This is a genomic window from Peribacillus sp. TH27 (assembly GCF_016650915.1).
Lineage (GTDB): Bacteria > Bacillota > Bacilli > Bacillales > DSM-1321 > Peribacillus > Peribacillus butanolivorans.
This window is the reverse complement of the sequence record NZ_JAEKEV010000002.1, coordinates 4,329,822-4,356,022: the sequence shown is the minus strand read 5'-3', so window position 1 is coordinate 4,356,022 and position 26,201 is coordinate 4,329,822. Positions and strand designations below refer to the sequence as shown.

Here is a 26,201-nt window from a genome sequence, read left to right as displayed (position 1 = left end):
CACATTATTCATATTCCATATTAATAGAAAACTTTTCCAATTACAACCACCCTTGAGGAGCAAGAACATCTCTCCGCCACCATACCGTTTGTAATTATATGCAAATATCCATAAATAAAGTTCCAATATTTAGCCCCAAACGACTGCCGCATAGACAACCTTTTGACACTTCCCTTTTTTTTCTATGAATCTTAAGAAAAAATTCCTTTCCTCTTCTTGCTACAGATTAGGCCAATGATAATGAATTCATGGAAATGCAAAGGCGATTTTCACATCGATATATAATAGACTCTCAATTCAAGTATTACTTGTAAATATCGCAAATCAAAATAAACTAGTCATGCAGGCGTGCCTTATTCTTATTCTAATTGCCTGTTCACACCTGCTGGGGGTAAATGCTCCCTCCCGAACCTTTTAGTTTAATAACTTACTCATATAAAAAACGAATTGCCGAAGCAACTCGTTTGATGGGTTTACTGTTTGTATGTGTATAATATTGTTGAATTAATGATGAAAGAATCTGCAATAGTTCTGCCGACTTCTTCACATGCCACTTTGTGAAACTTTGTTGCATCGACTTGTTCATATAATAATTGATGTATGCCATCCACCGATCGAATGGCCACTATAGCCTTTGGATTCGTCTCAAATATTTGTTTTAAAATATCCTCTTTATTAGGAACAAGGCTGGCAATCCAGATAAGATCATATCCACTATAATCATGTAGAGCACCATCTTTTAAAATATAGCTTGAGTTCCTATCAATATCTAAATCTTGTATGAAACCCTGGCCATATGTATAAGCCTGCTTATCAATATCGAGACAGGTCATTTTTGAACCCAATTCTTGTTTAAGCAGTAAAGGGCTTAAAGGTAAAGGACCCGCTCCTATAAATGCGAACGAATGAAAATCATTTTTTACTTTTTTCAGTTCATGTATTTCTGTTTTGATCAGTTCTTTGTAGTTATCCCAATAAATAAATGAACGAAAGTCATCTAAGGAATTCACCTTGCCAATAAATAATTTGGCATAGTAATCCTCCATTAAGGTTTCTGCAATCGTCAGCTTTTCAAGCATGGTTCCCCTAATTGATTTAATCTCCTTATCGTTAAGAATATCTTCTGCTACGGATTGATCTATTGGTTTAGAAAGAGTGGCAACTAGTTCAGATAAAACGTGATTAATTATCTCATTATTTGGTGTTAAATCTTGTTCTGCTAGTAAGATTTTATATGTTTCTGTATATGTATTAATGATTTTTTCTTGTTTTCTAGCTAATTCGATTGTCTTCATGTCTAACACTCCTCTTAGGAAATAATTTATGACTTAACTGTGGTATATACAGTGCTAAAAATACTGAACGCCCTAAGCTAAATACAGTAAAGGCCAACCATAACGCATGGTTTTGAAACGAAGGCACAAAGATATATAAGGTTATTAAAAAAACAATTAAGGAGTAAATCATTGAGTTCCGAATAGGCGCAGCTTCTGTAGCCCCTGTAAAAACACCATAGAAAACGATGCCTACACTTGCCGAAAGAGGAAACAAAATAAGCCAGATTCCATAATCATTTGCCAAATCAATGACACTAGGTATGCGTGTAAATAGTGAAATGATGTAATCACTAAATAGAAAGTAACTGGCAGCAATCATTAGAGAGGATAGGCCCCCCCACTGCCAGGACAACATAAGGGTCTTCTTATACAAGTGCTTATCCTTCGAACCAATGGCTTTTCCAACAAGAATGCTAGAGGCATTTGCGAACCCATCAAAGAAATAAGCCATTATATAGTGAATTTGAATAAGGACGGCATTGGCTGCCAATATCTCCGTTCCATATGACGCGCCCTTTGCCGCAAAGATATTAAAAACAGTTAGCAAACAGAGCGTTCTGATAAATAAGTCTCGATTCACCGCCATCATTTTTTTAAAAGATAAAGGGTCAATCATCTCTTTAAAGGGAGGCATTTTAATTCGATAGGGCGTCGCTTTCCAAATAATAAATAGCCCAATGAAAAAGGCTGTTACCTCTGATAGAAGAGTCGCTATAGCTACTCCAGATACACCCCATGCGAAAACATGGACAAACAACAAATCAAGAACAATGTTCATGAGGTTCATAAACACTTGTAGCACTAACGAAACCTTGATTTTGGACATCCCCATTAGCCATCCTAAGATGACGTAATTCATTAAAGTAAATGGAATTCCCCAGATTCGAATCCTGAAGTATTCAGAGGCATATAAGTGAACGTCAGTGTCCGGGTTTATCAAGGTTAATGAAACATGTTCTATCGGACCTTGAAGCAAAATAAAAATTATTCCTACAGCAATCGCTATTAATAACGGCCTGATAAAGGCTAACATTCCTTGCTGTTCATTCTTTGCACCAAGTGCTTGTGCAGCAAATCCAGATGTACTCACTCGCAAAAAGCCGAACAGCCAATACATGGTGTTAAAAATAATCGTACCTACAGCTACACCTCCCAAATAAGCCGGATTGGGTAACTGACCCACTACTGCCGTGTCCACCGCACCTATTAGAGGTGTCGTTATCGTCGAAATGGTCAGAGGAATGGCTAAGGCTAGATATGATCGGTGATTCACCGCATTTCCCCCCTTATGGTTCAAAACCTTATCTGTCATTAATCGAAATCATTACGATTTATATTTTAAACAGATAGAGCGGTTCTCCTGATGTTCTTCATCATTCAAACATTGTTAATAATTCTTGTGTGTATGAATGACGGTCCATAGAAAAGAGGTTTTCCTTCTCGAATGAATCAACAATGACACCCTCTTTCATCACCATGATTTTTTGACTCATCTCATGCACAGCCGACAGGTCATGAGAAATAAAAAGATATGAAATATCCAACGTAACTCGTAGTTCATCTAACAAACGCAATACGGCTGCTTGTGATAGCACATCAAGACTTGAAGCCGGTTCGTCTAAAATTATAAGCGCTGGTTCAATACTAATAGCGCGTGCAATGGTCACCCGCTGCTTCTGTCCTCCACTTAGTTCATGCGGAAATCGTTCAGCAAGCCCCGTTGGAAGTTCTACAGCTTCTAATAGCTGTGCGACAAAGTTTTCTTCACTTGTATACTGAAATTGTTTCATCTTAGCTTGACTGCTGTATTGCAGGTAAGGATCTATTAGCGAATCTTTTATCCTTAGTTTTGGATTCAACGCTGAAGCAGGATTTTGTAAAACCGCTTGGATGTTTTTTCGGTACGGCTTTAAATTGCGCTCGCTTTTGTTTTGCAGAGGCGTCCCCTCGAACATGATCATACCTTTATTAATAGATTCAATCTGTAAAATGCAGCGAGCAAGCGTGCTCTTCCCGCACCCACTCTCTCCTACTAAACCTAGGCACTCTTTCCTCTCCATGCTAAAATTCACGTTCTTAAGAACTTCCACACCGTTATCGTACGTTTTATGGACATTTTTCACTTCTAATAAACTCATCCTGACACTCCTTCAAGTGTTAATGGACTTCTGCTTCTAAGTGATGGCGATGATTGAATCAGTTTATCTGTATAAGCGTGCTGCGGATGATTCAGCACCTGATTTTTATCACCGGTTTCTATGATTACTCCTTCTTTCATAACAGCAATTCGGTTCGCATATTTCTTCACATGGCGCAAATCATGGGTAATGAACAAAATTGCACAGCCGGTCTCTACTTGCAGCCGGGATAACAATTGCAAAACCTTAAAAGAAGATACACTGTCCAAAGCAGTAGTCGGTTCATCTGCTATCAATATATCTGGTTTAAGCAGCAGGGCTATCGAAATGGACACACGTTGAAGCTGCCCCCCGCTTAATTGAAACGGATATCTTCTATAGATATCTTCATAAAGGCCAACGGAAATAAGCGCTTCCACAGCTTGCTGCCGTCTTGCTTTTTTAGACAGTTTAAGGTGCGTCCGCTGATACTCCTCGAAGTGTTGTCCAATGGTAAGAAACGGAGTAAATGAACCTTGGTAATCTTGAAAAATATAAGCTAGGTGCTTTCCGCGAAATTTCCGCATTTCAGAGGAAGACAGCGTTAATAAATTCTTTTCTTGATACCATACTTCTCCCTTTGCTTGGAGATTTGGCGATAGCAACTGTCCGATTGCCATGGCTGTCATGCTTTTGCCGCTACCACTTTGACCAACAAGTGCGAACCACTCTCCTTTATGGATGTCTAACGAAATATCTTTGACAATCCTATTTTGTTTTCCTATAACAGATAGATGATTAACGGTTAAAATACTCACGATTCCACCTCCTTTTTCACATCAAATTTATCACGCAAATAATCACCGAGTAAGTTTGATAAAAAAACGACAAATCCAATAGCAAGTCCGGGATAAATCATCAGAAACAGATTGGATTGAAAGTAAGGACGGGCGTCATTGAGCATCGCTCCCCATTCTGGTGCTGGAGGCTGCGCACCGAGTCCAATATAAGACAGGGAAGATATGAGTAAGATGATTTTCCCTAAATCGAGACTTGCCAGTACGAGTACATTCCCAATAAGGTGCGGAAATAGATGTTTTCGCATAATTCGGAAGGAACTAACTCCATTAATTTTAGCTACCGTCACATAATCTTTCTGACGCTCAGTAATCACCGTACTGCGCACAAGCCGAGCATAGTTCACCCATTTCACTACAACAATGGCCAACAGCAGGTTCTCAATTCCCGGACCTAATAGACCACTCAACACAATAGCTACGATCGTATCTGGAAATGATAAAAAAGCATCTGCAATACGCATGAAAATTCGATCGATCAGACCTCCTTTGAATCCAGAAATTACCCCAAACGGGACGCCGATTATAACAGCAACTAACAAGGATAAGAGCCCATAGCCAACCGTCAGCTTTGTACCAAGCAGCAGACGCGTTAATACGTCACGCCCTAAGTGGTCCGTGCCGAGCGGATGTTCTAAGCTTGCTGGCAATAATCTTTCAGCCAGATTGACTAGTAGCGGATCATGCTTCAGGCCAAGAAAGGTGTACGCTGCAACAGCAAACACAAAAGCCATCGTTGTATAAATAGCGGCAGCTTTCCATCGTCTTTTGATTTGTTTTCTGAACACTAATTCCATCAACTATTATTCCTTTCCTTTAGTCTTAGCTCAGGATTCAAATATCGGTAAGTTAAATCCACTGCGCTATTTACCATAAATACAATAATAGCCATAATTAAAATGTATCCTTGGATGACTGGATAATCACGAGATCGAATAGAGTCAACGACCATCTTCCCAATACCAGGATAAGCAAAAATCACTTCAACCACGACGACCCCGCCGATCAAGCTGCCAAGGCTAACACCGAATACGGTAATGACCGGCGGTAAACTATAGCGAAATGCGTGGGCAAAGAAGATACGTATTTCTGAAATCCCCCTTGACCGGGCGGCTCTGATAAATTCATGACTAAGCGAGTCAATCAAACTCGAACGCAGCAAGCGGACGTATACACTTGTAATGGCAAGGCCCAAAGTAACCGACGGCAAGACCATTGAAATGAATCCGTCCCTCCCCATTGTTGGAAATACCCCCCATCTCACCGCGAATAAATCAATCAAAAGTAGTCCCAGCCAAAAGCTAGGGATAGCTGCGCCAAATAATGAGACTCCACGACTTATCTGGTCAATCCAACTGCCTCTATATAAAGCAGCAAGCGATCCTAAAGGAATAGCTATACTAAGCATGACAAGTAAAGCACCCATTGACAGTTCAAGTGTCGCTGGCAGACCGCTTATAATCATTTTCATCACAGGCTGATTCGTAATATAGGAATTTCCGAAATCTAATTGAACAAAGTCCGCAAACCAATGACCATACTGTACAAGCAACGGATCGTTGAATCCCAATTCTTCACGAAGCTCATAGACTTGCCCGTTTGTGATCGATACATCATCCACTTGAAGAATTGATAGTACCGGATCACCTGGAGCGAGCCGCACAAAAAGAAAGCTGATAAATGTAATAACAAGGATAAAAATCACAACCTCGATAAATCGCCGGCCTAGAATGCGGAACATTTACTTCACATCCAGTTTATTCGTCAGCATGTAGTATTCACTTCGCGAAGTGATCCAGTTTTCAACTTTATTAGAGTTATATGCAACAAGTGTGTTGGGATGTAAAATAAATGAGTTATATACTTGTTCATCCACATACATCGCAATTTCTTCAGCTAAATCTGAACGTTTTTTCTGCCCAACCGTTACGTTTAACTTGTCAATAAGTGCCTTCAAGTGATCGTCATCCGCACCACTGAAGTTTAAGGCGCCATTTGGATGATACGTTGCATTTAAATAGTAACCGGCATCTCCGCGCGGTGCCGTTAAATTACTGTACGTTGTTAAATCCCAATCCCGATTGGCAGCCATATACTCTTCCGGGATTTCAATCTGTTTGATTTTCACATCAATTCCTAACTGCGCAGCATCCGATTGAAATACTTGAGCGATTAACGGTAAATCGGCACGTGAACTGTAAGTAAGAAGCGTAAACGAAAGCGGTTTGCCGTCTTTTTGCATAACATCATGTACTTTCTTATATCCTGCTTTTTCAAGATATTCTCTAGCCGCTTCCATTCCGTTCTCTTTTTTTGGATAGTCTGGAGCAAATGAGAACGTAGATGGAAAAGGTCCTGTGGCAACTTCTGCATGACCTTGTAAAATCGTATTCGCAATGGATGAACGATCTATCAAAGCATCTATAGCCTTACGAACGTGTATATCTTGCAGCGCTTTCCGTTCTAAGTTCATCGTCATTTGATGTACACGGAAAGTAGATGTGGACTCCACAGTTACCCCATCTATAGCTTCTAAATTTCCTAGGCTTTCAACTTCTGGACGGAAGACAATATCAGCATCTCCTGATTCAAGTGCAAGAGAGCGCGCGTTGGCATCTTCATTAAACGAAAATCTGGCTTTCTCCAGTTTCGCGGCTCCACCCCAGTAAGAATCGTACCGCTTAAGATCCACTGCAGTTCCTGGTGTGAATTTCGACACGGCAAATGGGCCTGTCCCAACTGGTTTGTTTATATAGTCACTTTCCTTTACGTCAATAATCGATGTGTTTGGATGAACTAATTCAGATGGGAACTCCGGAAAGGGACCTTCTGTTTTAATCATTAAGGTATTTCCTTTTGCTTCTATCGAATCAATGCGCAAGGCATTTTTAATCGCTAGACTATCTTTCATCGCCCTCTCTAAAGATGCCTTTACCGCCTCGCCATTCATAGGTTTTCCATTCTGAAACGTCACTCCCTCCCTTAGCTTGAACTCCCATAATTGTCCATCTTCACTATCCCAGCTCTTGGCAAGCCAAGGCTCAATAGTCAAGTCCTTATCATTGAGGTGTACCAAAGTTTCAGTAATTCCTGCACGCAGTGACACATAACTTGTATCAACATTTGGATCAAGCGAGCTAGTGGCAAAATTAAAAAGTAAATTCACTTCTTTTTTCTTTTTCTCTTGTTCTTTTGTAGTCTCGGAAGAACATGCTACCAAAAGAAAGACTGTTAGAAATAGAATAAATAATGATTTGTATTTCCTGAACATAAGATAATCCTCCATAAATTTTTTTAGTTTTATATCAGTTGTCGAAAATCGTATTGATTACGATTTAAATCACAGTTTTACTATCATGATTTGCCAGGCAATAATTGCCTGATATTACTGGTGAGAGATTTCTCCAATCAGAAATCATTCAAATTGTCCCTTGTTTATAGGTTTCTTACTATGTATGGATTGGATAATCTTCTACCTTCCTTCTGCTTCTCCCTTCTCCAAACTTACTCGTAAGAGGACTAAACTCGAGTTAAAGAACGAACCCATGAGTAAATGCACTCAATTCACGAGTAAAAGTACCAAATTCACGAGTAACTGCGCTAAACTCACGAGTAAATGCGCTAAATTCACGAGTAACTGCGCTAAACTCACGAGTAAATGCGCCAAACTCACGAGTAACTGCGCCAAACTCACGAGTAACTGCGCCAAACTCACGAGTAAATGCGCCAAGCTCACGAGAAACTGCACCAAATTCACGAGTAACTGCGCTAAACTCACGAGTAAAAGTACCAAATTCAAGTACGAGCTATATTCTCAACATAAAAAGACCCCTTCATCACACAAATCAAAATAATTACGATTTATATTATAAAAAAATCCTTTTTGTTCAAGAATTATCACTATAGATGTCTTGACTGTCTCTCATTATAAAACGTAATGATTACTATTTACAAGCGTTAAATTTATATTCCTAAGAAATATCCTTTTTCTTTTTCCTTAAAAACAACAAAAGCACCGTAGAGATTTCTCCACAGTGCCTTTGAAAAGTTAAAAGTATTTATTCTCCTTGGTTCTGATCAGTAACTATTTTTGCTTGTTCTTCCCCATTTAAAATTAGCCGGAATGAGATATCGGCTTTCAAAGAATCTGATACCGCACAGTATTTTTCTTTGCCCAGATTAATTGCCCTCCAGATTCGTTTACTGTCCACTTGCCCATCAATGATGAAAGTCACAACAATGGATGTGAATCCTTTTGGCAATTCTTCTTTTCTCGTGCCATCTGTTTCAATTTCAAGCTTGTCCACAGATGACAAATAAGGTTTCAGTATCATCGTGACATCAATTCCAATGCAACCAGCTAGAGAAGCCAGCAGCATTTCAGTTGGTGTACATCCTTTACCTTCGCCTCCATATGCAGGAGTTGCGTCCATACTTACTTCATAACCTGAATCTCCAACAGCTGTGAAAGCACGCTGGCCATTCCATTTTGTTACTACTTTCATATTAATTCCTCCAGCTCTCCTTATATTAACTACATTTTCTTCAAAAATTTCTTGGCTCGATCGGTTTGTGGTTGTGAAAAGAATTCCTCTGGGGGACCTTCTTCAACAATGACACCATCTGACATGAAGACGATTCGATCAGCAACTTCCTGAGCAAAAGTCATCTCATGTGTAACGATAGCCATGGTCATTCCATCTTGAGCAAGTTCTTTAATTACAGCCAACACCTCATCTACCAACTCTGGATCTAATGCAGACGTTGGTTCATCGAACAATAAGATATCCGGTTCCATGGCAAGTGCTCTTGCAATCGCAACCCTTTGTTGCTGACCTCCAGATAATCGGGAAGGATACACATCTTTTTTATCAATCAAACCTACTCTTTTTAACAGCGTTTCCCCTTTTATCTCTGCATCATTTTTCGACCATTTTTTCACAATTAACAGTGCTTCGATAACATTTTCCAATACCGTTTTATGCGGATATAAATTAAATTGTTGAAAAACCATTCCCGTATGAAGACGGACTTTTTTAATTTGTTTATTGCGCTCTTTATGACTTTTTTTCGCATCAACGACAATGTTGCTCACTTCAATAGTTCCACTCGTTAATTCTTCGAGACCATTTATACATCGAAGCAATGTACTTTTACCTGAACCACTCGGTCCAAGAATCACAACAACTTCGCCGCTGTTCACTTGTAAATTAATATCCTTCAACACTTCTAATGTTGAAAAACTCTTCGATAGGTTGTTGATGTTTATCATTCTACTTCACCATACTTAGTCATATATTGATAACCGTTTTTCAATTCTTTCCAAGACAAAGGAAAATCCTGTACTCATAATCCAATACATTAGCGCAATTGCTAAATAAAATGGCATGTACACATAGTATTGAGCGATTAATAATTGAGCTGAACGCAATAATTCGGTAACCGTTATAACGGAGACAAGTGATGTCTCTTTTAACATCCCAATAAATGTATTGCCTGCTGGCGGGATGGCCACCCGAATCGCTTGCGGGAAAATAATCCTGCGCATCGTTTGATATGGCGTCATTCCAGAAGCATATGCCGCTTCATATTGCCCTTTAGGGATAGATTGAATCGCCCCGCGTAATGTTTCAGACAGGTAAGCCCCGATACTAATACTTAACGCAATATAAGCCGCTGTTAGTGGTTGAAGATTTAATCCGTAATCAGCCAGTCCATAATACACAATAATAATTTGGACCAAAGTGGGAGTACCTCTTATGATGGAAACATATGCACGAGCCATCCACCTAATAAACTTATTACCTTTTAGTCTTGCTACCGCCACAACCACAGCAATAATCGATCCAAAAAACATTGAAATAATGGTGATAAGGAGCGTATAATACGCTCCCTTCAATAAAAATGGTAGGTTAACCCAAATAACATCCATAACTTTGCTTGTATCCTTTCTACTACTAAAGGTTTATTCTTTTGGCTCTTCCCCAAACCATTTCACAAAAATCTCATTATATGTGCCGTCTTCTTTCATATCAGCTAGATGTTTATTCAATTCTTTCAATAATGATTCATTGCCTTTACGAATCGCGATTCCTGCTTTATCAGATTTAACCGGTTCACCAACTGCTTTGATCTTAAATCCATTACTCTCTACAACTGGTTTCAACGCATACATATTATTAATGGTTGCATCGATTCTTCCAGAGTCCAAATCCTTTAATGATGTAATAACATCATCATATGTTTTAATTGTAAAATCCCCCACCTCTGGAAGCAGCTCTGTACGAAGATATGTTTCGTCATTAGTACCTAGCCCCACTCCAATGTTTTTGCCTTTGAAATCTTTTACAGACTTAATCGAGTTATTATCTTCTTGAACGATTACCTTCACATGGTTAGTGATATACGGTTCCGTAAAGTCCATTTGTTTTTTACGTTCATCAGTAATGGTCATTTGACTAATAACTGCATCAAATTTTTTTGTTTGTAATCCTGCCACCATACCTGAAAATTCTTGAGAAACAAATTCAACATCCACTCCAAGACGCTTGGCCATTTCTTTCGCGATATCAGCATCAAATCCATCCATCTCTTTCTTATCATTCAAGAAATTGTATGGCTGATATGTACCCATAAGCCCTACTTTAAGTGTTCCGCGATCTTTGATTTGTTGTAATAAATCTGCACTGCTTTCTTTATTTTCGCTTGCCTTATCATCTTTCGAACCACAAGCACTTAAAATCAAAGTAAATGCTAATAATAATACCAATGTAAGGTATGAATATTTTTTCTTCATAATAATCTGTCTCCTTTTTATGTTCCTAATAATCCAAAAAATTCGAATCTGACCATTTCTTTAGCCAGTTCCGCCGTTGTTTTGTTTCGTATATGCGAACCCTCTGAGAACGGTCCGAATAACCACCTAGATAGGATTCCTTCAAATAAACTCATTAATAATGCAGCTTGTAAACCAGGATCCCTTTCCGGTAGAATGTTTAGCTCCATCGCTCTTTTAATATTATTTTGAAAAGCTTCTTCCACCTTCAATCGAGTTTCAATAATCACTTGTTTAAGTGACTCTTCACCGTCAATTCCTTTGAATATCATTTCCATCATATATCGATTAGATGCGGAAAAATCAAACAACTCTTCAAATAACTTTTCAGAGGAACTCACAACATCCTTAACAGTTCCAGGAAATTTTCGATGTCCGTGCGCTACAACTTCCAGAAGTCCGTTCCGCCCTTGTTGAATAATTTCTAAAGCAATAGCTTCTTTACTTTTAAAATGCCAATAAAAAGTTCCCTGCGCAATACCCGCTTCTCGAACGATGTCAGAAATCTTCGTTTTATGATAACCAAGTGAAGCAAAAAGTTGTTGCGAAATCTCTAATATTTGCTCTCTTCTATCCACCTTTTCTGTAGAAATTCTTTCTCACCTCCCGATTGATTAGTCAGTCAGTATTATCATATAAAATTACTGTTCTGTAGTCAATTATCTTTAGTGGTTTAGTTGGTATTGAGAGAAATTTATTTTATCCTTTTGAGCATTGTATAGCGTAAAGCAATTGATCACGTAAGTACTTTGCATCCCTTCAGCAATATTCCTAAGTTAAAGAGCTCCTGAAAATTCATTTCAGGAGCTCTGGTCATAAACTATTTATTTCTTTAACTCATTGTAATGACTGACAACTTCTTTGGTAATTTCGCTATTTTCGTCTAGACCACTAACTTCTTTAAGAACAGAAGGTACACCGTTTTCTTTCACCATCGCTTGCAGCTTTAGTGCTTCTTCATCCTCGTTATAGTTAAAGAGTAAAGCTGCTGCTATTGCCTTCGCTAGATGTGTATAGGAAAGTCCAGCTTTCTTCGCTTCTACTGCAGGGCGTACAAGACGGTCGTTTGGTCCAAGCTTACGAAGAGGTGAACGGCCTACTCTATTTACTGAGTCATTTAAGTAAGAATTTTTAAATCGGTTAATAATCTTGTTAATATATTGCTGATGCTCGTCTGGGTTCAACTGGTATTCCTTTATTAAATAGGCTCCAGTTTCATCTAATGTTTTCTTGACCTGCTTTACAATGCCTTCGTCTTCCAATGACTGGTCAATCGTCAATTTGTTATCCTTAAGATAACCCAAGTAAGCAATGACAGCATGTCCTGTATTAACGGTAAAAAGTTTTCTTTCAATGAATGGAGCGAGTTCTTTTACAATGGTCATCCCCTCAACAGCAGGAATGTTTTCATTCGTTTCAACGACCCATTCATAATAAGGTTCTACCAAAACATCGAGGGAACCCTCGTTATTTTGAATCGGAACAATTCGATCAACAGCTGAATTAAAGAAGGATACTTTATCAGCTAATTTTGCCTTTGTATCTTGATCTAAGTTTTCTAGAATGTATCCTTCTAAAAGATCTGTTGCTGATATTTGGTTTTCGCAAGCAATCACATATAGTTTTTCATCGGTTTCCTTCACTCTTGAAGTTAACCCTTTTGCAATTAAAGGTGCGATGTGAGGCAAAATATTCGGACCGATTGCAGTCGTAAGGTATGTTGCTTCTTTAATTGCCTTGATGATTTCCTCTTCCTGCTTTAAGCTGTTTAAACCTGATACATTCTCTACTGTGACCGATTCTTGCTGATCAGTCGCCAACTTGACTTGGTATTGCTTTTTATCATTTAACTGGTCGATGATTTGATCAGCTATATCTACAAATGTTACATGATATCCAGATTGTGAAAAGAGTGCCCCAATAAATCCTCTTCCAATATTCCCTGCACCGAAATGTACTACTTGTTTCATTTCTATCATCCCTTTATCAAGTTAGTATATAAATAATCCAAAAATATGGCTTCCATTCTACTGCGAATTACTTCTTCGTCTGATGATGAAAAAATCATTATAGATTCATTGCTTTCAATTAAACTTGAACTGATTAAGCTGACGATTTCCTGCTGCTTCGCACTTAATTCTTCAGGTGCAAGCATCAGCAACAGGTTTTTCATATACACGTCTTTTCCGTCCATTCCTCTTACCATACAGAGTTCATCTAAGTGGGCCACCTGGAAAATCAGCTCTTTCACATTCTTATGTCTGGTATGAAAAAGGCCCATTCCAGTGCCTGGAATACCTAAACCACCTTTTTTTTCCCGTTCGTTAAGGGATCCAATCACATCATCCGCATCCATTAGCAGATCTTCCTTTTCAGCCATCCGAACCATTTCTTCGATGATTCGCGGATGTCCTTTCAGATGCGGCAGCCGATAAAACCGGAAATTATTGATAACAGCGTCTATTGCTTGTTGGACGTCTTTCAGTTCCTGCAATACTTCTTTCAATTCGCCATTCTCTTTTTTTGGCAGGGAATCCTTTTGGGCTGAATGACTGCTATAACGCTTATTTTTAGTGAAGTTTTCAATATTCTTCCTTAAATAATTCCTGATGTTCAATATATTCTCTTCACTCAAAAGAGGGGATACGAGGATATAATCCATATCGATATACGGAAGCCGAACCGTAGAAATGATTACATCATAGTTTTTCAGGCTGCCCTGCTGCTGGATATCTTTGATCGTCTTGATTTCTACAGTCTGGATTTCTATGATTTCTTTTTTGATCCGGCTTGCAAGCATCTTCGACGTACCTATACCTGTCGGACAAACAATGAGTGCCCTTATTGATATTTCTTCCTCCCGCATCACTAATGCAGATCCGAAATGAAGGACAATGAAGGCTATTTCATCTTCAGGAAAATCTTTAATTTCTTTGAACCCCTTTTCCAGACTGGTCTTTACTGCTAAAAAGAGAACCGGATACTTTCGTTTAATATCTTCCGTTAAGGGATTATATAATCCCATTTCCTGTTTGATCCGGAAAAGCGATGGTTCCATGTGAGCAAGGAGCCCTTGATACAATGGGAAATCCTTGGTCAAATCGATTTGCAATTGAGCAGAAACATCTTTTATCAAATTCCTTATCAGCTGGCCTAGCACCACACTGTCATATGGAACTGCATCCGCCGCATGAAGCTTGGAACCTTTAAGGATGGCGGCCAGGTAGCTTATATCATCGATAGTAAAAGAGACTTCCAGCATGGTGCTGAGTTCCTTGCCTATTTTATTCATAAGATTATTCTCATCCGAAAGTTCTCTTATTTTCTTGAAGTCCTTCTCCAAAAAAAATTGGCTTTCATTCCTTTGCAGGGTTACATAAATATGCACAATTAACCCTATATACCCGCTATCAGCCAAACGCGAATGGACACTGTTAAAGGTCGAGTTCAGCACCCCATCAATAGCCAGAAGATAATCGGGATCGAAATAGTCGAGGATTTTCCCTTCTGGGAATTTTCCTTCTTGCAACAAAAATAAACTTTCAATCAGCTCTTCATTAAAGAAGTGCAAGAAATAGGCAGCCTGAGCTTTCCGTTTATTTTCTTCAGTGCCGGTAAGCTCTATTCCGACTCCCCTTTTTCTGGTAATCACGATATTAAAATTTCTTATCCACTCAGTCAGTTCGTCTAAATAGGTTGAAAGAGTGGTTATGCTTATACCGAGATCCCCCGCTAGAGCTTGAGTTTTATATGATTCTTCCTGCAGTAAAGCTAAAAGAAGATGCAACTTTCTTTCTTGTGGCGTTTGATCAATCGGATGATTACCCATCAGATGCTGTACAAGCCTAAAGACTTGTTCATTCTTCCCATCGATGGACAGCCCTTCATGTGTATTGCGTGTTAAATGCAACTCAAAAGATTGCAGGATTTTTTCTATGGCCTTCAGATCACGTTGAACCGTCCGGACACTTACATTCAGTTGTGTTGCAATGGATATGGCCGTATGTTTTCCTGAAGTTTTTATGATCAATTCTATGATTGATTTTTCCCTTGAAGTAATATACATGCTACCAACTCATTTCAGGTGGAGTAACACGAGAAAATACTGAATAGAAAAGCGTAAAACGCTTTTCTATTCTTGGTTAAGAGTATTTAATTATTTTTAACGTTTATAATATCCATCAATTCCCTGGCTGATGTGGCTTTAACCATCTTTTCAATATTCTCCATCTCCGAGCAAGTAACCGCAATGCCAGATAGAATTTCAAGATGCGTGCCATCCTTGCCGGCTATTCCGAATATTAACCGAGCCTTTTGACCGTCAAAATCGACACCGTTTGGTATCTGTAAAACGGTAAATCCAGATTTAAGGACATCTTTCTTAGCTTCCTCAGTTCCGTGTGGAATGGCTACATCATTTCCCATATAGGTTGAAGTCATTTCATCACGTGCAATCATCGCTTCAATGTAGCTTTCCTTAACGTATCCTGCATTTACCAAAGCTCTTCCCGCAAAGCGGATCGCTTCTTCCTTATTGTCAAAATGCTGATTAAGGAAGACATTTTCTTCGCGAAGCAGATCATTATCATCCGGTGCACCTTCTTCACCTGCATCGATGCCAGGTTCAATTGAATGTTCACGAACACCTGGAACTTCCTCTTCAGCATCTTCGACAATCTCATGAAGCTCGTCAGTACCATCATCCTGAAGCCGCGCTAGCAATGAATCGTATTCAGGACTTGATAAGAAGTTATCGACAGATACATGAAAAGCATTCGGCACTTTATTTTGTGCTCTTGGAGTTAACTCTTCCTGTGTAATAACAATTTGTGCGTCAGAAGGAATGTTGCTGATTGCTGTATTTGTAACATCAATATTCAAACCAGCTTCCTTTACCTTTTTGCGCAGGAGGGAAGCACCCATTGCACTTGAACCCATACCAGCATCGCAAGCAAAAATAATTTTACTGACGTTTGTTGGCATAGTGCCCGGATCTGAAGCAAATACATCAGCAACAGAACTTTTCTTCCCTTTCATTTCTTGCATTTTTTTCGCAGCATCTTCGATATTTTCCTCCGTCTGTTTGCCTGTTTTCAAGACGAATGCAGCTACGATGAATGATACAATTGCAGCTACGATCACACCTGCAAAGTTAGCAATATATGCGCCCATATTATGCGGAGTTACCGCTGTAATGGCAAGAATACTGCCTGGCGAAGCGGGAGCGAACAATCCGCCGCCTAAAAGAACTAAAGTGAAAACTCCGCTCATGCCTCCAAGAATGACCGCTAAAAATAACATCGGTTTCATTAGAATATAAGGGAAATATATTTCATGGATACCACCGAAGAAATGAATGATGGCAGCTCCAGGCGCCGATCTCTTCGCAGTACCTTTTCCGAAGAAGCAATAAGCAAGCAGAATACCAATACCGGGTCCAGGATTTGCTTCAAGCAGAAACAGAATGGAAGATCCAGTTTGTTTAACTTGCTCTACACCGATTGGTGAAAGGACGCCATGATTAATTGCATTGTTTAAGAACAATACTTTGGCAGGTTCGATTAGAATACTTGTTAATGGCAGTAAACCTGTACCTACAAGCCAATCAACACCTGCTACAAGCCATCCTGTAAACACGTCAACAGCAGGACCTATCGCTAAGAAAGATAGAATGGACAGCAAGCCGCCAAGAATCCCAGCTGAGAAATTGTTAACAAGCATTTCAAAACCGGCTTTTATTTTTCCTTCAATAAATTGATCGAATTTCTTGATAACATATCCGCCAAACGGCCCCATGATCATTGCACCAAGGAACATTGGAATATCAGATCCAACAATAACACCCATAGTCGCAATAGCACCAACTACGCCCCCTCGGTGATCATGAACTAACTTACCACCTGTATACCCAATTAAAAGCGGAAGTAAGAAAGTAACCATTGGGCCAACCATTTTGGCAAGGCTTTCATTTGGGAGAAAACCAGAAGGAATGAATAGTGCAGTGATTAACCCCCAAGCTATGAAAGCTGATATATTCGGCATGACCATTGAACTTAGAAAGTTACCGAACTTTTGAACAGCAACCTTTATATTAAAGTGAGCCATTTTGCTCTCTTCCCTTCTTAATATAGTTTCACCTAATGTTAAGGTACTGTACATCCACATTCAATAAAAGAAAAAGCTAACTTTGTCGCGAGAGAGAAGACAAACATAATGTTTCTCTTAATTCTAGTTTTACCATTTCCCGCCAGAATACTCCCTCTTCAAGCGTGTGAAGGGCGAGAGCCCAACGGTAAGGGGAGATGAATGGCGGTTGGCATAAGCCAAAGTAATCTTTTGACAAACATACGTTCGATGGTTAATAATAACTATAAGGGGGTGAAACCAATGGTCGTAAACAAAGCTTATAAATTTCGAATCTATCCAACTAAAGAACAACTAGTTCTAATCAATAAAACGATCGGCTGCTCCCGTTTTGTCTATAACTTCTTTTTAGGCAAACAAAAGGAGAAAGATGCCTACTGGTATATCTGTGAAGAAATGAAGCAGAACGGCCAATTACCCTCTAATGAATGGAAAGGTTCTTTTCTGAATAAATACGCAACAATCAAAGAACTTCCAGCTTTAAAGAAAGAGTATTCTTTCCTGAAAGAAGTAGACAGTATTGCCTTACAGAAATCGGTGGAAAATTTAGCAGATTCCTATAGTCGATATTATAAAAAGCAAAACAAGTCACCACGATCGAGATATTAACGCAGGACTCAATCTAATGAATGAAGCCTTAAGGCTTCTAACCGTAGGAACTACGGGAGTAGCCTAATTAAAAATTGGCCGATAGGCTAATGTTCTTAGGAATCCCCCACTTCAATCAGACAGTAAGGTCGATAAGTGGTGGGTAGTTCAATCAGCCAGTAATAAATATCATTATGAGCTTTGATAGATAGAGTGTTAGTGAGGAAAGCGAGCAGTAGGATAGAGAGCCACCTTTCAATCGAAATTAAAGAGCCCCATTCGTACTAGTACTAGTACGAATGGGGCTCTTTACAATAAAAGGGTACTTTAAAAGATCGAGGAACTACTTGCTATATCTCTTATAGTGGGATTATTCCTAATACAAGAGATACCAGAATCATGACAAGTGTCGATCCGCAAGCCCACTTCAAGAAAGTACGCTGCAGGGCTCCAAAATCTTCTCCTACCATCCCAATCAATAGATAGGTTGATGGAACAAGCGGACTTAATAGATGAACTGGTAACCCTAAAAGAGAAGCTCTTCCTATCATGGCAGGATCAATTCCATAAGCAGCACCTGCCTTAGCAAGTAATGGAAGTACGCCATAATAGAAGGCGTCATTAGACATGAAGAAAGTAAAAGGTGCGCTAATGATAGCTGTGATAACGGCAAAGTGTGCACCCATTTGGTCAGGAATGTGCTGAATCATAGAGTTTGCCATAGCATCTACCATTTCCGTTCCGGAAAGAATTCCGGTAAAGACACCTGCTGCAAATATCATCGAAACAACTGATAAAGCATTGTCAGCATAATTGGCTACACGATCTTTTTGATCACTTACTTTCGGATAATTAATCGTAATAGCAATGGCAAAACCTATCATAAATAGGACCGCTGAAGGCATAAGTTCCATAATCAGCGCGACTAGCAGGGTAAGTGTTAACGCATAATTAAAGACAATTAATTTAGGACGCTTAATGTAAGCATCTTCAGTTGCAGCCGCATGTTGAGCTACAGCATGATAATCTACTTCTATTATCCCGATTCTTTTTCTTTCTTTTTTACCCATACAATATGCCATGAATAGAACGAATAGCACGCCGCCAATCATAGCAGGAATAACAGGCGTGAATACATCGGACATTTCTAATTTCAAAGCAGTCATCACCCTTGCTGTCGGGCCTCCCCAAGGAAGAAGATTCATGACTCCAGATGACGAAACAGCGATACCAGCTAATATAAGCGGTTTCATTCCAATCCGTTTATATAGCGGAAGCATGGCAGAAATCGTGATCATATATGTGGTTGTACCATCTCCATCTAACGAAATAAGTAAAGCCAAAACTGCCGTACCGATGGCAATTTTTACAGGATCTCCTTTTACAAGTCTAAGGATCGTATTAATGATTGGATCAAAAACTCCAGCATCAATCAAAATACCAAAGAAAAGGATTGCAAATAAAATCATGATTCCTGTTGGCGCCACACTTTTGATTCCTTCTAGCGCCATTTCACCCATTTGACTACCGAAACCACCAATAAGTGCGAAGGCACTAGGTACTACGATCAAAGCTATCATGGCTGAAAGTCGCCCTGTCATAATTAAAATCATAAACACTAAAATCATCAAATATCCTAATAAAGCGAGCATATCTATCACTCCTATCTTCTAATAAAGTAAATTGTATATGAAAACGCTTAATCTGTAAGCGTTTTCAATTTATTGTGTTTTAAAACTATTTTGTTAATTGTGTTCATTGTGTTCACGGAGGTACTTTTCATCTTCAATTTTCAGACTATACCGGATGCCATGCCCGGGGTTTGAATGGTCGGTTTTTAAATGATTTTAACAATATTGGTAATCTCTAAAGCACTTTTCTCCCCACCGATTTTCCCATACAAAAAACACCTCCATTTACGAAGGTGTTTTTATATTTCCTAGGTTATCTTTCTCTGAATCAAATCTTATAATATCTACGTTCTGGTCTCCCTACTACTCCATATATTACTTCTGCCTTACATTTCTTTACGGATATCAGGTATTCCAGATAACGCCTTGCTGTTGTTCTAGAAGCGCCGATTTGAGAGCTCACTTGCTCAGCTGACAAACCAATGTCGCTTATTTCAAGAACTTCCATTACTTTCGTTAATGTGATTTCGTCGACTCCCTTTGGTAATGCAGGTCCATCATTGATTTCCGGCGTAGACGATCCCTTTTTTAAAATAAGATCAACAAAATCCTGGTCTATATCTTGTTTAGATTGCATAAGGTGGGCTTTCTTAAGATACTCCACTATGACTTGGTTGAAGCGCTTCATTTCTACCGGTTTAATTAAATAATTCTCTACACCATAGTGAAGGGCCTTTTCAAGTTGTTCTTTTTCTGTGGCTGCCGTAATCATGATAATATCCACATTCGGGAATTTCTGACGAATGCTTGGAAGTAAGTCTGTACCAAGCTGATCCGGCATATAGACATCAAGCAGAAGCAGATCAGGGCTTTTTTGTTCCAAGATCCGAAGAGTTTTTTTTGCATTTACTGCTTTCCCGACCACTTCTATTTCTTCAAAGTTTTTTAAAAATTTCTCATGGATATCCGCTACACGAAAATCATCTTCTGCAATGACCGCTCTTATTTTTAGCATTCTTTCCCTCCTGTCTGCTCTTTAGGAAGATACACGGTGAATACGGTGTTTTCTTCCTCGCTTTGAACTTCGATGATGCCACCCAACTCTTTTACAACATGATCAGCATTTGATAGTCCATATCCACTTGGATTTCCACTTGTTTTCGAAGTGAAACCCCGGTCGAAAATAAACGCGATATCATTCTCGGGTATTCCCTTTCCATTGTCACTTACTTCAAATACCATATCATTTCCGATATCGGTAGCGAAAAATTTCACTAGTGGCTCATCCATGCCAGAAACCGCTTCCAGCGCATTATCGATTATATTGCCAAGAATCAAGGTAAGTTGGGACAATTTTATATGGTCCGGGAGTTTCTCTAAGTAACTTTGTGAGTCTATTTCAAAGGGAATCTTCTTTTCTGATGCTTTTCCTATCTTCCCAAGTAACAGAGCTTGTACCTTTGTATCTTTAATCTGTTCGAAAACAACACGGTTCAGAGAGTACAATTCGGATGTTTCGCTTTGAATCATATCTATTGCTTCATCATATTCCCCTAACTGTATCAATCCGGATAGAACATATAATTTATTAGTAAATTCATGGGTCTGTGCTCTTAAATCCTCTGAATGCATCTTCACTTCCGATAGTGTGTTAACCATTTCCTCTATTTCTGTTCGATCACGGAACGAAGCGACAACACCGCTTACACCTTCACTATCGAAGATCGGCGTGCAATTCACAATAACAGATTTATCTTTCCATGAAATTTCTTTATCCACTTGCGGTTCCCCTGATTTCAACACTTCATATAAATATGTTGAAGGAAACAACCCATCTACATTCAAATGGCGAACAGGTTCCTTTATATCCAGCAACTTTTTTGCCGGCTGATTCATGGATGTAATCAAACCATTTTGATCAATGGCTAAAATACCTTCTTTCACCGAGTGAAGTACAGCATTTTTCTCTTTATATAAATTAGCAATTTCAAATGGCTCTAACCCTAATGTATCTTTACGTATGCTTCTTGCCAGCATATAGCTCCCGACGATTGATATCATAATGGCTACTAAAGACACAATCATCTCTTTAGATAAATCCTTAAAAATTTGGGCACGAACATCGTTCACTAAAAAACCGACCGAAACGATTCCAATTATTTTTCCATCCTTATCAAATATCGGTGACTTTCCTCGAATAGAAAGACCAAGCGAACCAGCCGCTTCAGAAACGTAATATTCACCATTTTTTATAGCTCGGTTGTTATCCCCGCCTTTCATTCGCTTCCCTATTTCAGAGGCTAACGGATGAGAATAACGAATTCCCTCTTTATTTCCTACAACGATGAATTCAGCCCCCGTTTCCTTGCGAATCTTTTCGGCAATCGGCTGGATCGTTCTAGCAGGATTTTCGGATTCAAATGCCTCCGTGACGGTAGGCATAAAACTAATGGTTCTTGATAACTCCAATGCTAACTGACCTTTATCCTTCGCTATTTGTCTTCCTTCCATATAGGAAAAGGAGGTCGTTAATAGGAGAATCAAAAATAAGCTCAATGATAAGACTAACCCAAGAATCTTGGTTTCTAGCGATACTTTCTTCATATTCAACAGCATCCTCTATTTTCATTTCCACTTTTTAAATTTTATAGGAATATAGTGATTTTACCATTTCTAATAAATAATGAACATGAACCCTGATAAAAAAGAGAGAGCTTGTTTTGAAAAAGATTAACCAAACCAAGCCCAAAACCTGTTCAATAATAAACGGTATTTTTATTATTCAATGTTCCTTTTACTTGATTTATTTCTTATAAAGCTTGTGGAACTACTTGTTGAGTTTTACTAAAATCAGCCTTTTCTACGGGATAATTTAACCAGAGAGGAGGACAATCAACAGTAGGCATTTTGTTGAATAATGGTTTTCTTTGGCTTGTCCTGATTCTATCTTGCTTTGAAGCCCTTTCTTATTAGAAGAAAGCAAAGCAGTTTAAAGCTTAGGTTATCAAATTTCTCCAATGTTCAAGGGGGATATTATGACTAACATCCCCTTTGAATACTTTATTTTCAAAAACATGTAAATGAATTAATTTGTCTTGTATCAATGCCAAAAACCGTCCAGAACCTGCCATTCCATCTGAAGCCTGCAACAGATCGCGGACCGACAAAAATGGGATAATACCAGAAACTTGCACCATTATTTAGCCATATAAAAGTATTCCGGAATAAGCAAAATGAAATGGCTCCTGGGTCTACAGCAAATGTTGAAGCCGATTGTTGGAGAGGGATAAACGATGGCGGAGGGGCCGTTGGCGCTTGTGAACTTGGTGGTGATCCTGGTTGGCCCGGAGATCCTGGTGCACCTGGAAATCCTGGTTGGCCCGGAAATCCTGGTGCACCTGGAAATCCCGGTTGACTAGGAAGCCCTGGTAAACCAGGTATACTTGGAAAGCTGGGTAGACCTGGAAACTGTCGTATAAGATAATCTTGATTTTCATAATGATACATTGGGTACATATACATAGTCATTCACCTCTACATGATTGAATGTAATAAGATATGGTGAATAGGCTTGAGATGGTTGGGCTACTTTGTAATTATTAGGGGGATTCTCACTTAGTACGCTCTGTAAAACATTATTGTAAGAGAAAGGGGAATACATTTTTGACTCAATATATCTATATGGCTTCTCCAATGAAACTTCCTGAAGGTTCGCTTGGACATAAGCCAGTCTCACCTGAACAACCAAATGTTTTCAAAGATGAATTGGATTTCACACATTTACATTTTGAAGATAATTACGATAGGGCATCAAAAACAAGATTTTCATATAGTTCCCACTTTTCATTCAAACATCAGGTTGCCATTAACCATAACCTTTTACCGCTAAAATACCTATCCAAAAGCAATGCGATACAAGAAAAGTGTTTAGATATATTGTATTCGTATATAGAGGAAGAACTGCACGCTAGCGGAGTTATCGAGTATTTCACTAGTTTGAGTGGCCACGAAGACTTGCCCATAGGAATTAATCGAAGCGTTAGTTGGACTGACATTAAAACACCTTATAATCTAGTTTTAGCGGACCGTGAATTTTGGTATATTACCTTGTGAGCACACTAGCCTCCCACATTGAAAAATGAACATTCAAAAGCCCGCTTGAAACCAATTCAAGAGGGCTTTACCATGGCTTTTTAATATAGCAATCTCCATAAATAGAACGTCGCATAAGACTCCCAATTGGCCCACGCTCCTGATAATTTGAGAATTTCTTCTTTCGTAGGTTTTGCTTCAGTTTCCATAACCAATTTCATTGAATTATGCAACCCGACATCATCAATTGGAAAAGCTGCTGGAAAACGTAAACAGCGCATCAATACATAGTTCGCTGTCCACGGACCGATTCCACGAATTTTGGTCAGCATTTTTTCAGCCGCTTTAACATCCTTAGCATTTAACAACTCTTCTTTTGTGAGATCTCCTCGAACCATCAGTTGGGCCACGCCAATTAAATATTCGCATTTCTTCACGGTCATCTTCATTTCTACAAAATCTTCTACGGTTAAATTCGCGATCACTTCAGGCGTTGGGAACAGCCAATATTTCTCTCCTTCATATTCAACAGATTTACCGAATCTCTCAACAAGTCTGCGTTTCAATGTATAAGCATACGTCAAGTTGATTTGCTGCCCAAGAATTCCCCAGGCAATAGCTTCAAATAAATCCGGGATACCGATATTTCGCAGACCATAAAATTGACTTACTGGCCTTTGCAATAAAGGATCATTTTTTGCTAACTCATAAAAAGGAAGCAAATTCGTGTCCAGATCAAACCATTGTCGAACGTATTGGGAAACGGCTTCTTGAACATGTTTTTCTACTGAAGTAGTACTTCTTAAAAATCGAACAAAAATCATCGTGTCGTTCTCAGCTCGGATTTCCACTAATATTGTCTCGTTTTCTACGAATAAGGCACGATAAATTTTTTGATCAACAATTTCAAATAGACATTCATTGGAGGATCGTGACAGGTATCTCAAGTTTTCCGAAAAGCTAAACTCTCTGGGGGCGTGGATGATCAATTCATCCTTCTCTTTATCAAGTAATTCTTTGTTCATTTTATATGGCTCTTTCATTTTGCCCCTCCTTCTTCACGCTCTCTTTATTCTAATCCTATTTCCAAAAAATTAATTACGTTATCTTGCACTTTCCTTCTAAATTTGGACGGTGTATGAAAACAAACAAAAAAAGTAATGAATCCTAGAAGCTGAAAGTCGAGAAATCATAAGTAAACCAAAAGAAAAAAGACCATTATTTTTGGTCCTTCTTAGTGTACATCGTCCATATTTTAGGTATTCCTAAGACCCTCTCAATGTTGACGGATTTGCAAAAGGGGGGAATTAATTTAATAAACCTAATCGAAAAGCAAGGGCAACGACTTGCGTCCTATTTTTTGCTTTTAGTTTAGTCATTAAACTGCTTACATAATCTCTCACCGTATGCTCGCTTAAGAACAATAATTCACCTATTTTTTTATTGTCGTACCCTTCCGAAAGCAAATCAAGAATCGTGGTTTCTCTTTCTGTTAAGTGAAGATCGGAAGTTTTTGCTACTTTTTCACCTTTCCTTGATAAAAATAATCCAAGACGTTTCCCCACTTGTTCAAGTAAATCTAACTCATCTTTCGAACAATCAAAGTCTTCCCCTAACTGATCAAAAGTAAGCCATCCAAACAATTGATCTTGATGGGTGATCGGGATAAAAATAATGGAAGACAGATTAAATAATTTAATATGTTCCTCTTTTACATAATTTCTTGGATTTTTTAAATATATCGGTTTTTTGGAAGTAAGAACTGAAGTCTGCTCAGTAAGCTGTCCTTTCATGCTCTGTACCTTTGGAAGCTCTGCACCAATTACACCATAGAATTGATTCGACCATGGGATATAAGCGTAAAAAACACATCGTTTATAGTGAAAATACTCTTCACATTTTTTTAATATATAGGCTAAATCATGAACTCCTGAAGAGCGAATCAGGAGTTTGTTTAATTTGTCTAATAATTGTAGCCTTTTAAGTTCCCTATTTTCATGGGGATTTTTCTTGGTAAGATCTGTAGTATCTGCATCTACCCAATTGTTATAACTATGGACAAGGTACGTAAAAATAGATAATGAAAACATTAATATAGGAATGATTCGGTTATGTTTTATTTGGATCATGAGTGTAATCAAAGATTTTTGGAAAATCAATTGAAACAGGTTAAAACTTTTCATATTTAAAATCGATAACTGAGATTGAAGCCAATTGTCAAAGTGGCTAGCTAAATCTTCATCGATACCTTCAATGTTCGATTGGGTTAATAGTTGAAAAAATGAATGCAGCAACGTATCAGTTATTTTTCGATTTGACTCGGAAATGGAAGGTTCTAGACTGAGGTAGATATTTATATTTTCTTCAATCTGTTTGCTATGAGTTTTGATGAACAATACGAATTGTTGAAACGTAATTTCTTCATATGGATGAAATGGCTGAGTCATAAGAAATTCTTCTCCTTCAAACAAAATAACCCTATAAATGGAGGATATTCACTCTATTATTATACATCATCTTATAGGATAGTATTTCAAAATGAACGTAGTAAGATGAATGTGTAGCAAGTTAGTAAATCTTTTTGAATCCGATTTCGAATA

Annotated in this window: 22 protein-coding genes and 1 pseudogene; 2 read left to right on the top strand and 21 right to left on the bottom strand. The window is 38.6% G+C overall.

Going from position 1 to position 26,201, the window contains the following annotated elements:
• Positions 1-473 precede the first annotated feature (473 nt).
• The 15 genes from JFU24_RS22300 to JFU24_RS22230 form a co-directional block, all read right to left on the bottom strand.
• Positions 474-1,295 (bottom strand): nicotianamine synthase family protein, encoded by an 822-nt coding sequence (locus tag JFU24_RS22300; protein ID WP_201223291.1) that lies wholly within the window; start codon positions 1,293-1,295, stop codon positions 474-476.
• The gene (locus JFU24_RS22295; RefSeq protein WP_201250513.1) at positions 1,273-2,610 is read right to left on the bottom strand and encodes an MATE family efflux transporter; all 1,338 of its coding nucleotides are present in this window, start codon (positions 2,608-2,610) and stop codon (positions 1,273-1,275) included. Before JFU24_RS22295 ends, JFU24_RS22300 begins: the two co-directional genes overlap by 23 nt.
• Before the next feature lie 100 nt (positions 2,611-2,710).
• Entirely contained in the window at positions 2,711-3,475 is a 765-nt protein-coding gene (locus JFU24_RS22290; RefSeq protein WP_116820900.1) for an ABC transporter ATP-binding protein, read from the bottom strand.
• Positions 3,472-4,272 carry an ABC transporter ATP-binding protein gene (locus JFU24_RS22285; RefSeq protein WP_313888854.1) on the bottom strand — a complete coding sequence of 267 codons (801 nt, stop codon included), beginning with the start codon at positions 4,270-4,272 and terminating at the stop codon, positions 3,472-3,474. Before JFU24_RS22285 ends, JFU24_RS22290 begins: the two co-directional genes overlap by 4 nt.
• A complete protein-coding gene (gene nikC / locus JFU24_RS22280; protein WP_242485490.1) occupies positions 4,269-5,045 on the bottom strand; it encodes a nickel transporter permease in 777 nt (258 codons plus the stop codon). The genes JFU24_RS22285 and nikC overlap by 4 nt, the downstream gene beginning before the upstream one ends.
• Before the next feature lie 62 nt (positions 5,046-5,107).
• Positions 5,108-6,052 (bottom strand): nickel ABC transporter permease, encoded by a 945-nt coding sequence (nikB, locus tag JFU24_RS22275; protein WP_201250511.1) that lies wholly within the window; start codon positions 6,050-6,052, stop codon positions 5,108-5,110.
• Positions 6,053-7,582: a nickel ABC transporter substrate-binding protein gene (gene nikA, locus JFU24_RS22270; protein ID WP_201250510.1), complete on the bottom strand. Its 1,530-nt coding sequence runs from the start codon at positions 7,580-7,582 to the stop codon at positions 6,053-6,055. It lies immediately after the preceding gene.
• A 787-nt stretch (positions 7,583-8,369) separates the two neighbouring features.
• Positions 8,370-8,816 carry an OsmC family protein gene (locus JFU24_RS22265; RefSeq protein WP_053347480.1) on the bottom strand — a complete coding sequence of 149 codons (447 nt, stop codon included), beginning with the start codon at positions 8,814-8,816 and terminating at the stop codon, positions 8,370-8,372.
• A gap of 29 nt (positions 8,817-8,845) precedes the next feature.
• Entirely contained in the window at positions 8,846-9,583 is a 738-nt protein-coding gene (locus tag JFU24_RS22260; protein ID WP_053347481.1) for an amino acid ABC transporter ATP-binding protein, read from the bottom strand.
• Between the two features lie 15 nt (positions 9,584-9,598).
• Positions 9,599-10,243, bottom strand: coding sequence for an amino acid ABC transporter permease (locus JFU24_RS22255; protein ID WP_201186391.1), 645 nt, complete (start codon positions 10,241-10,243; stop codon positions 9,599-9,601).
• A gap of 33 nt (positions 10,244-10,276) precedes the next feature.
• Positions 10,277-11,107, bottom strand: a complete 831-nt coding sequence (locus JFU24_RS22250; RefSeq protein ID WP_201223285.1) for a transporter substrate-binding domain-containing protein — start codon at positions 11,105-11,107, stop codon at positions 10,277-10,279.
• Positions 11,108-11,124: 17 nt separating this feature from the next.
• Positions 11,125-11,724 (bottom strand): TetR/AcrR family transcriptional regulator, encoded by a 600-nt coding sequence (locus JFU24_RS22245; RefSeq protein ID WP_313888855.1) that lies wholly within the window; start codon positions 11,722-11,724, stop codon positions 11,125-11,127.
• 246 nt (positions 11,725-11,970) lie between these two features.
• On the bottom strand, positions 11,971-13,116 hold the full coding sequence (locus JFU24_RS22240) for a mannitol-1-phosphate 5-dehydrogenase (RefSeq protein ID WP_201250509.1): 1,146 nt from the start codon (positions 13,114-13,116) through the stop codon (positions 11,971-11,973).
• A 5-nt stretch (positions 13,117-13,121) separates the two neighbouring features.
• On the bottom strand, positions 13,122-15,212 hold the full coding sequence (locus JFU24_RS22235) for a BglG family transcription antiterminator (RefSeq protein WP_201250508.1): 2,091 nt from the start codon (positions 15,210-15,212) through the stop codon (positions 13,122-13,124).
• Positions 15,213-15,298: 86 nt separating this feature from the next.
• Positions 15,299-17,251 carry a PTS mannitol transporter subunit IICBA gene (locus JFU24_RS22230; RefSeq protein ID WP_201250507.1) on the bottom strand — a complete coding sequence of 651 codons (1,953 nt, stop codon included), beginning with the start codon at positions 17,249-17,251 and terminating at the stop codon, positions 15,299-15,301.
• 282 nt (positions 17,252-17,533) lie between these two features.
• On the opposite strand from JFU24_RS22230, the pseudogene JFU24_RS22225 reads away from it, so the two are divergent.
• A pseudogene (locus tag JFU24_RS22225) lies at positions 17,534-17,887 on the top strand (helix-turn-helix domain-containing protein); the annotation flags it as partial.
• 350 nt (positions 17,888-18,237) lie between these two features.
• Here JFU24_RS22225 and JFU24_RS22220 read toward each other — a convergent pair.
• The 4 genes from JFU24_RS22220 to JFU24_RS22205 form a co-directional block, all read right to left on the bottom strand.
• Entirely contained in the window at positions 18,238-19,530 is a 1,293-nt protein-coding gene (locus tag JFU24_RS22220; RefSeq protein WP_201250505.1) for a CitMHS family transporter, read from the bottom strand.
• A gap of 307 nt (positions 19,531-19,837) precedes the next feature.
• Positions 19,838-20,524 (bottom strand): response regulator, encoded by a 687-nt coding sequence (locus JFU24_RS22215; RefSeq protein WP_056529765.1) that lies wholly within the window; start codon positions 20,522-20,524, stop codon positions 19,838-19,840.
• On the bottom strand, positions 20,518-22,113 hold the full coding sequence (locus JFU24_RS22210; RefSeq protein ID WP_201250504.1) for an ATP-binding protein: 1,596 nt from the start codon (positions 22,111-22,113) through the stop codon (positions 20,518-20,520). The genes JFU24_RS22215 and JFU24_RS22210 overlap by 7 nt, the downstream gene beginning before the upstream one ends.
• 462 nt (positions 22,114-22,575) lie before the next feature.
• Positions 22,576-23,031, bottom strand: coding sequence for a collagen-like protein (locus tag JFU24_RS22205; RefSeq protein WP_201223278.1), 456 nt, complete (start codon positions 23,029-23,031; stop codon positions 22,576-22,578).
• Between the two features lie 141 nt (positions 23,032-23,172).
• Between JFU24_RS22205 and JFU24_RS22200 the strand changes: the two genes are divergently transcribed.
• Entirely contained in the window at positions 23,173-23,622 is a 450-nt protein-coding gene (locus tag JFU24_RS22200; protein ID WP_201223277.1) for a hypothetical protein, read from the top strand.
• Between the two features lie 80 nt (positions 23,623-23,702).
• On the opposite strand, the gene JFU24_RS22195 is transcribed toward JFU24_RS22200, so the two are convergent.
• Together JFU24_RS22195 and JFU24_RS22190 are read right to left on the bottom strand one after the other, a co-directional pair.
• Complete coding sequence (locus tag JFU24_RS22195; RefSeq protein WP_397444136.1) at positions 23,703-24,644, bottom strand: DNA-3-methyladenine glycosylase family protein; 942 nt, start codon at positions 24,642-24,644, stop codon at positions 23,703-23,705.
• Positions 24,645-24,908: 264 nt separating this feature from the next.
• Positions 24,909-26,048 carry a LuxR C-terminal-related transcriptional regulator gene (locus JFU24_RS22190; protein WP_201223276.1) on the bottom strand — a complete coding sequence of 380 codons (1,140 nt, stop codon included), beginning with the start codon at positions 26,046-26,048 and terminating at the stop codon, positions 24,909-24,911.
• Positions 26,049-26,201 lie beyond the last annotated feature (153 nt).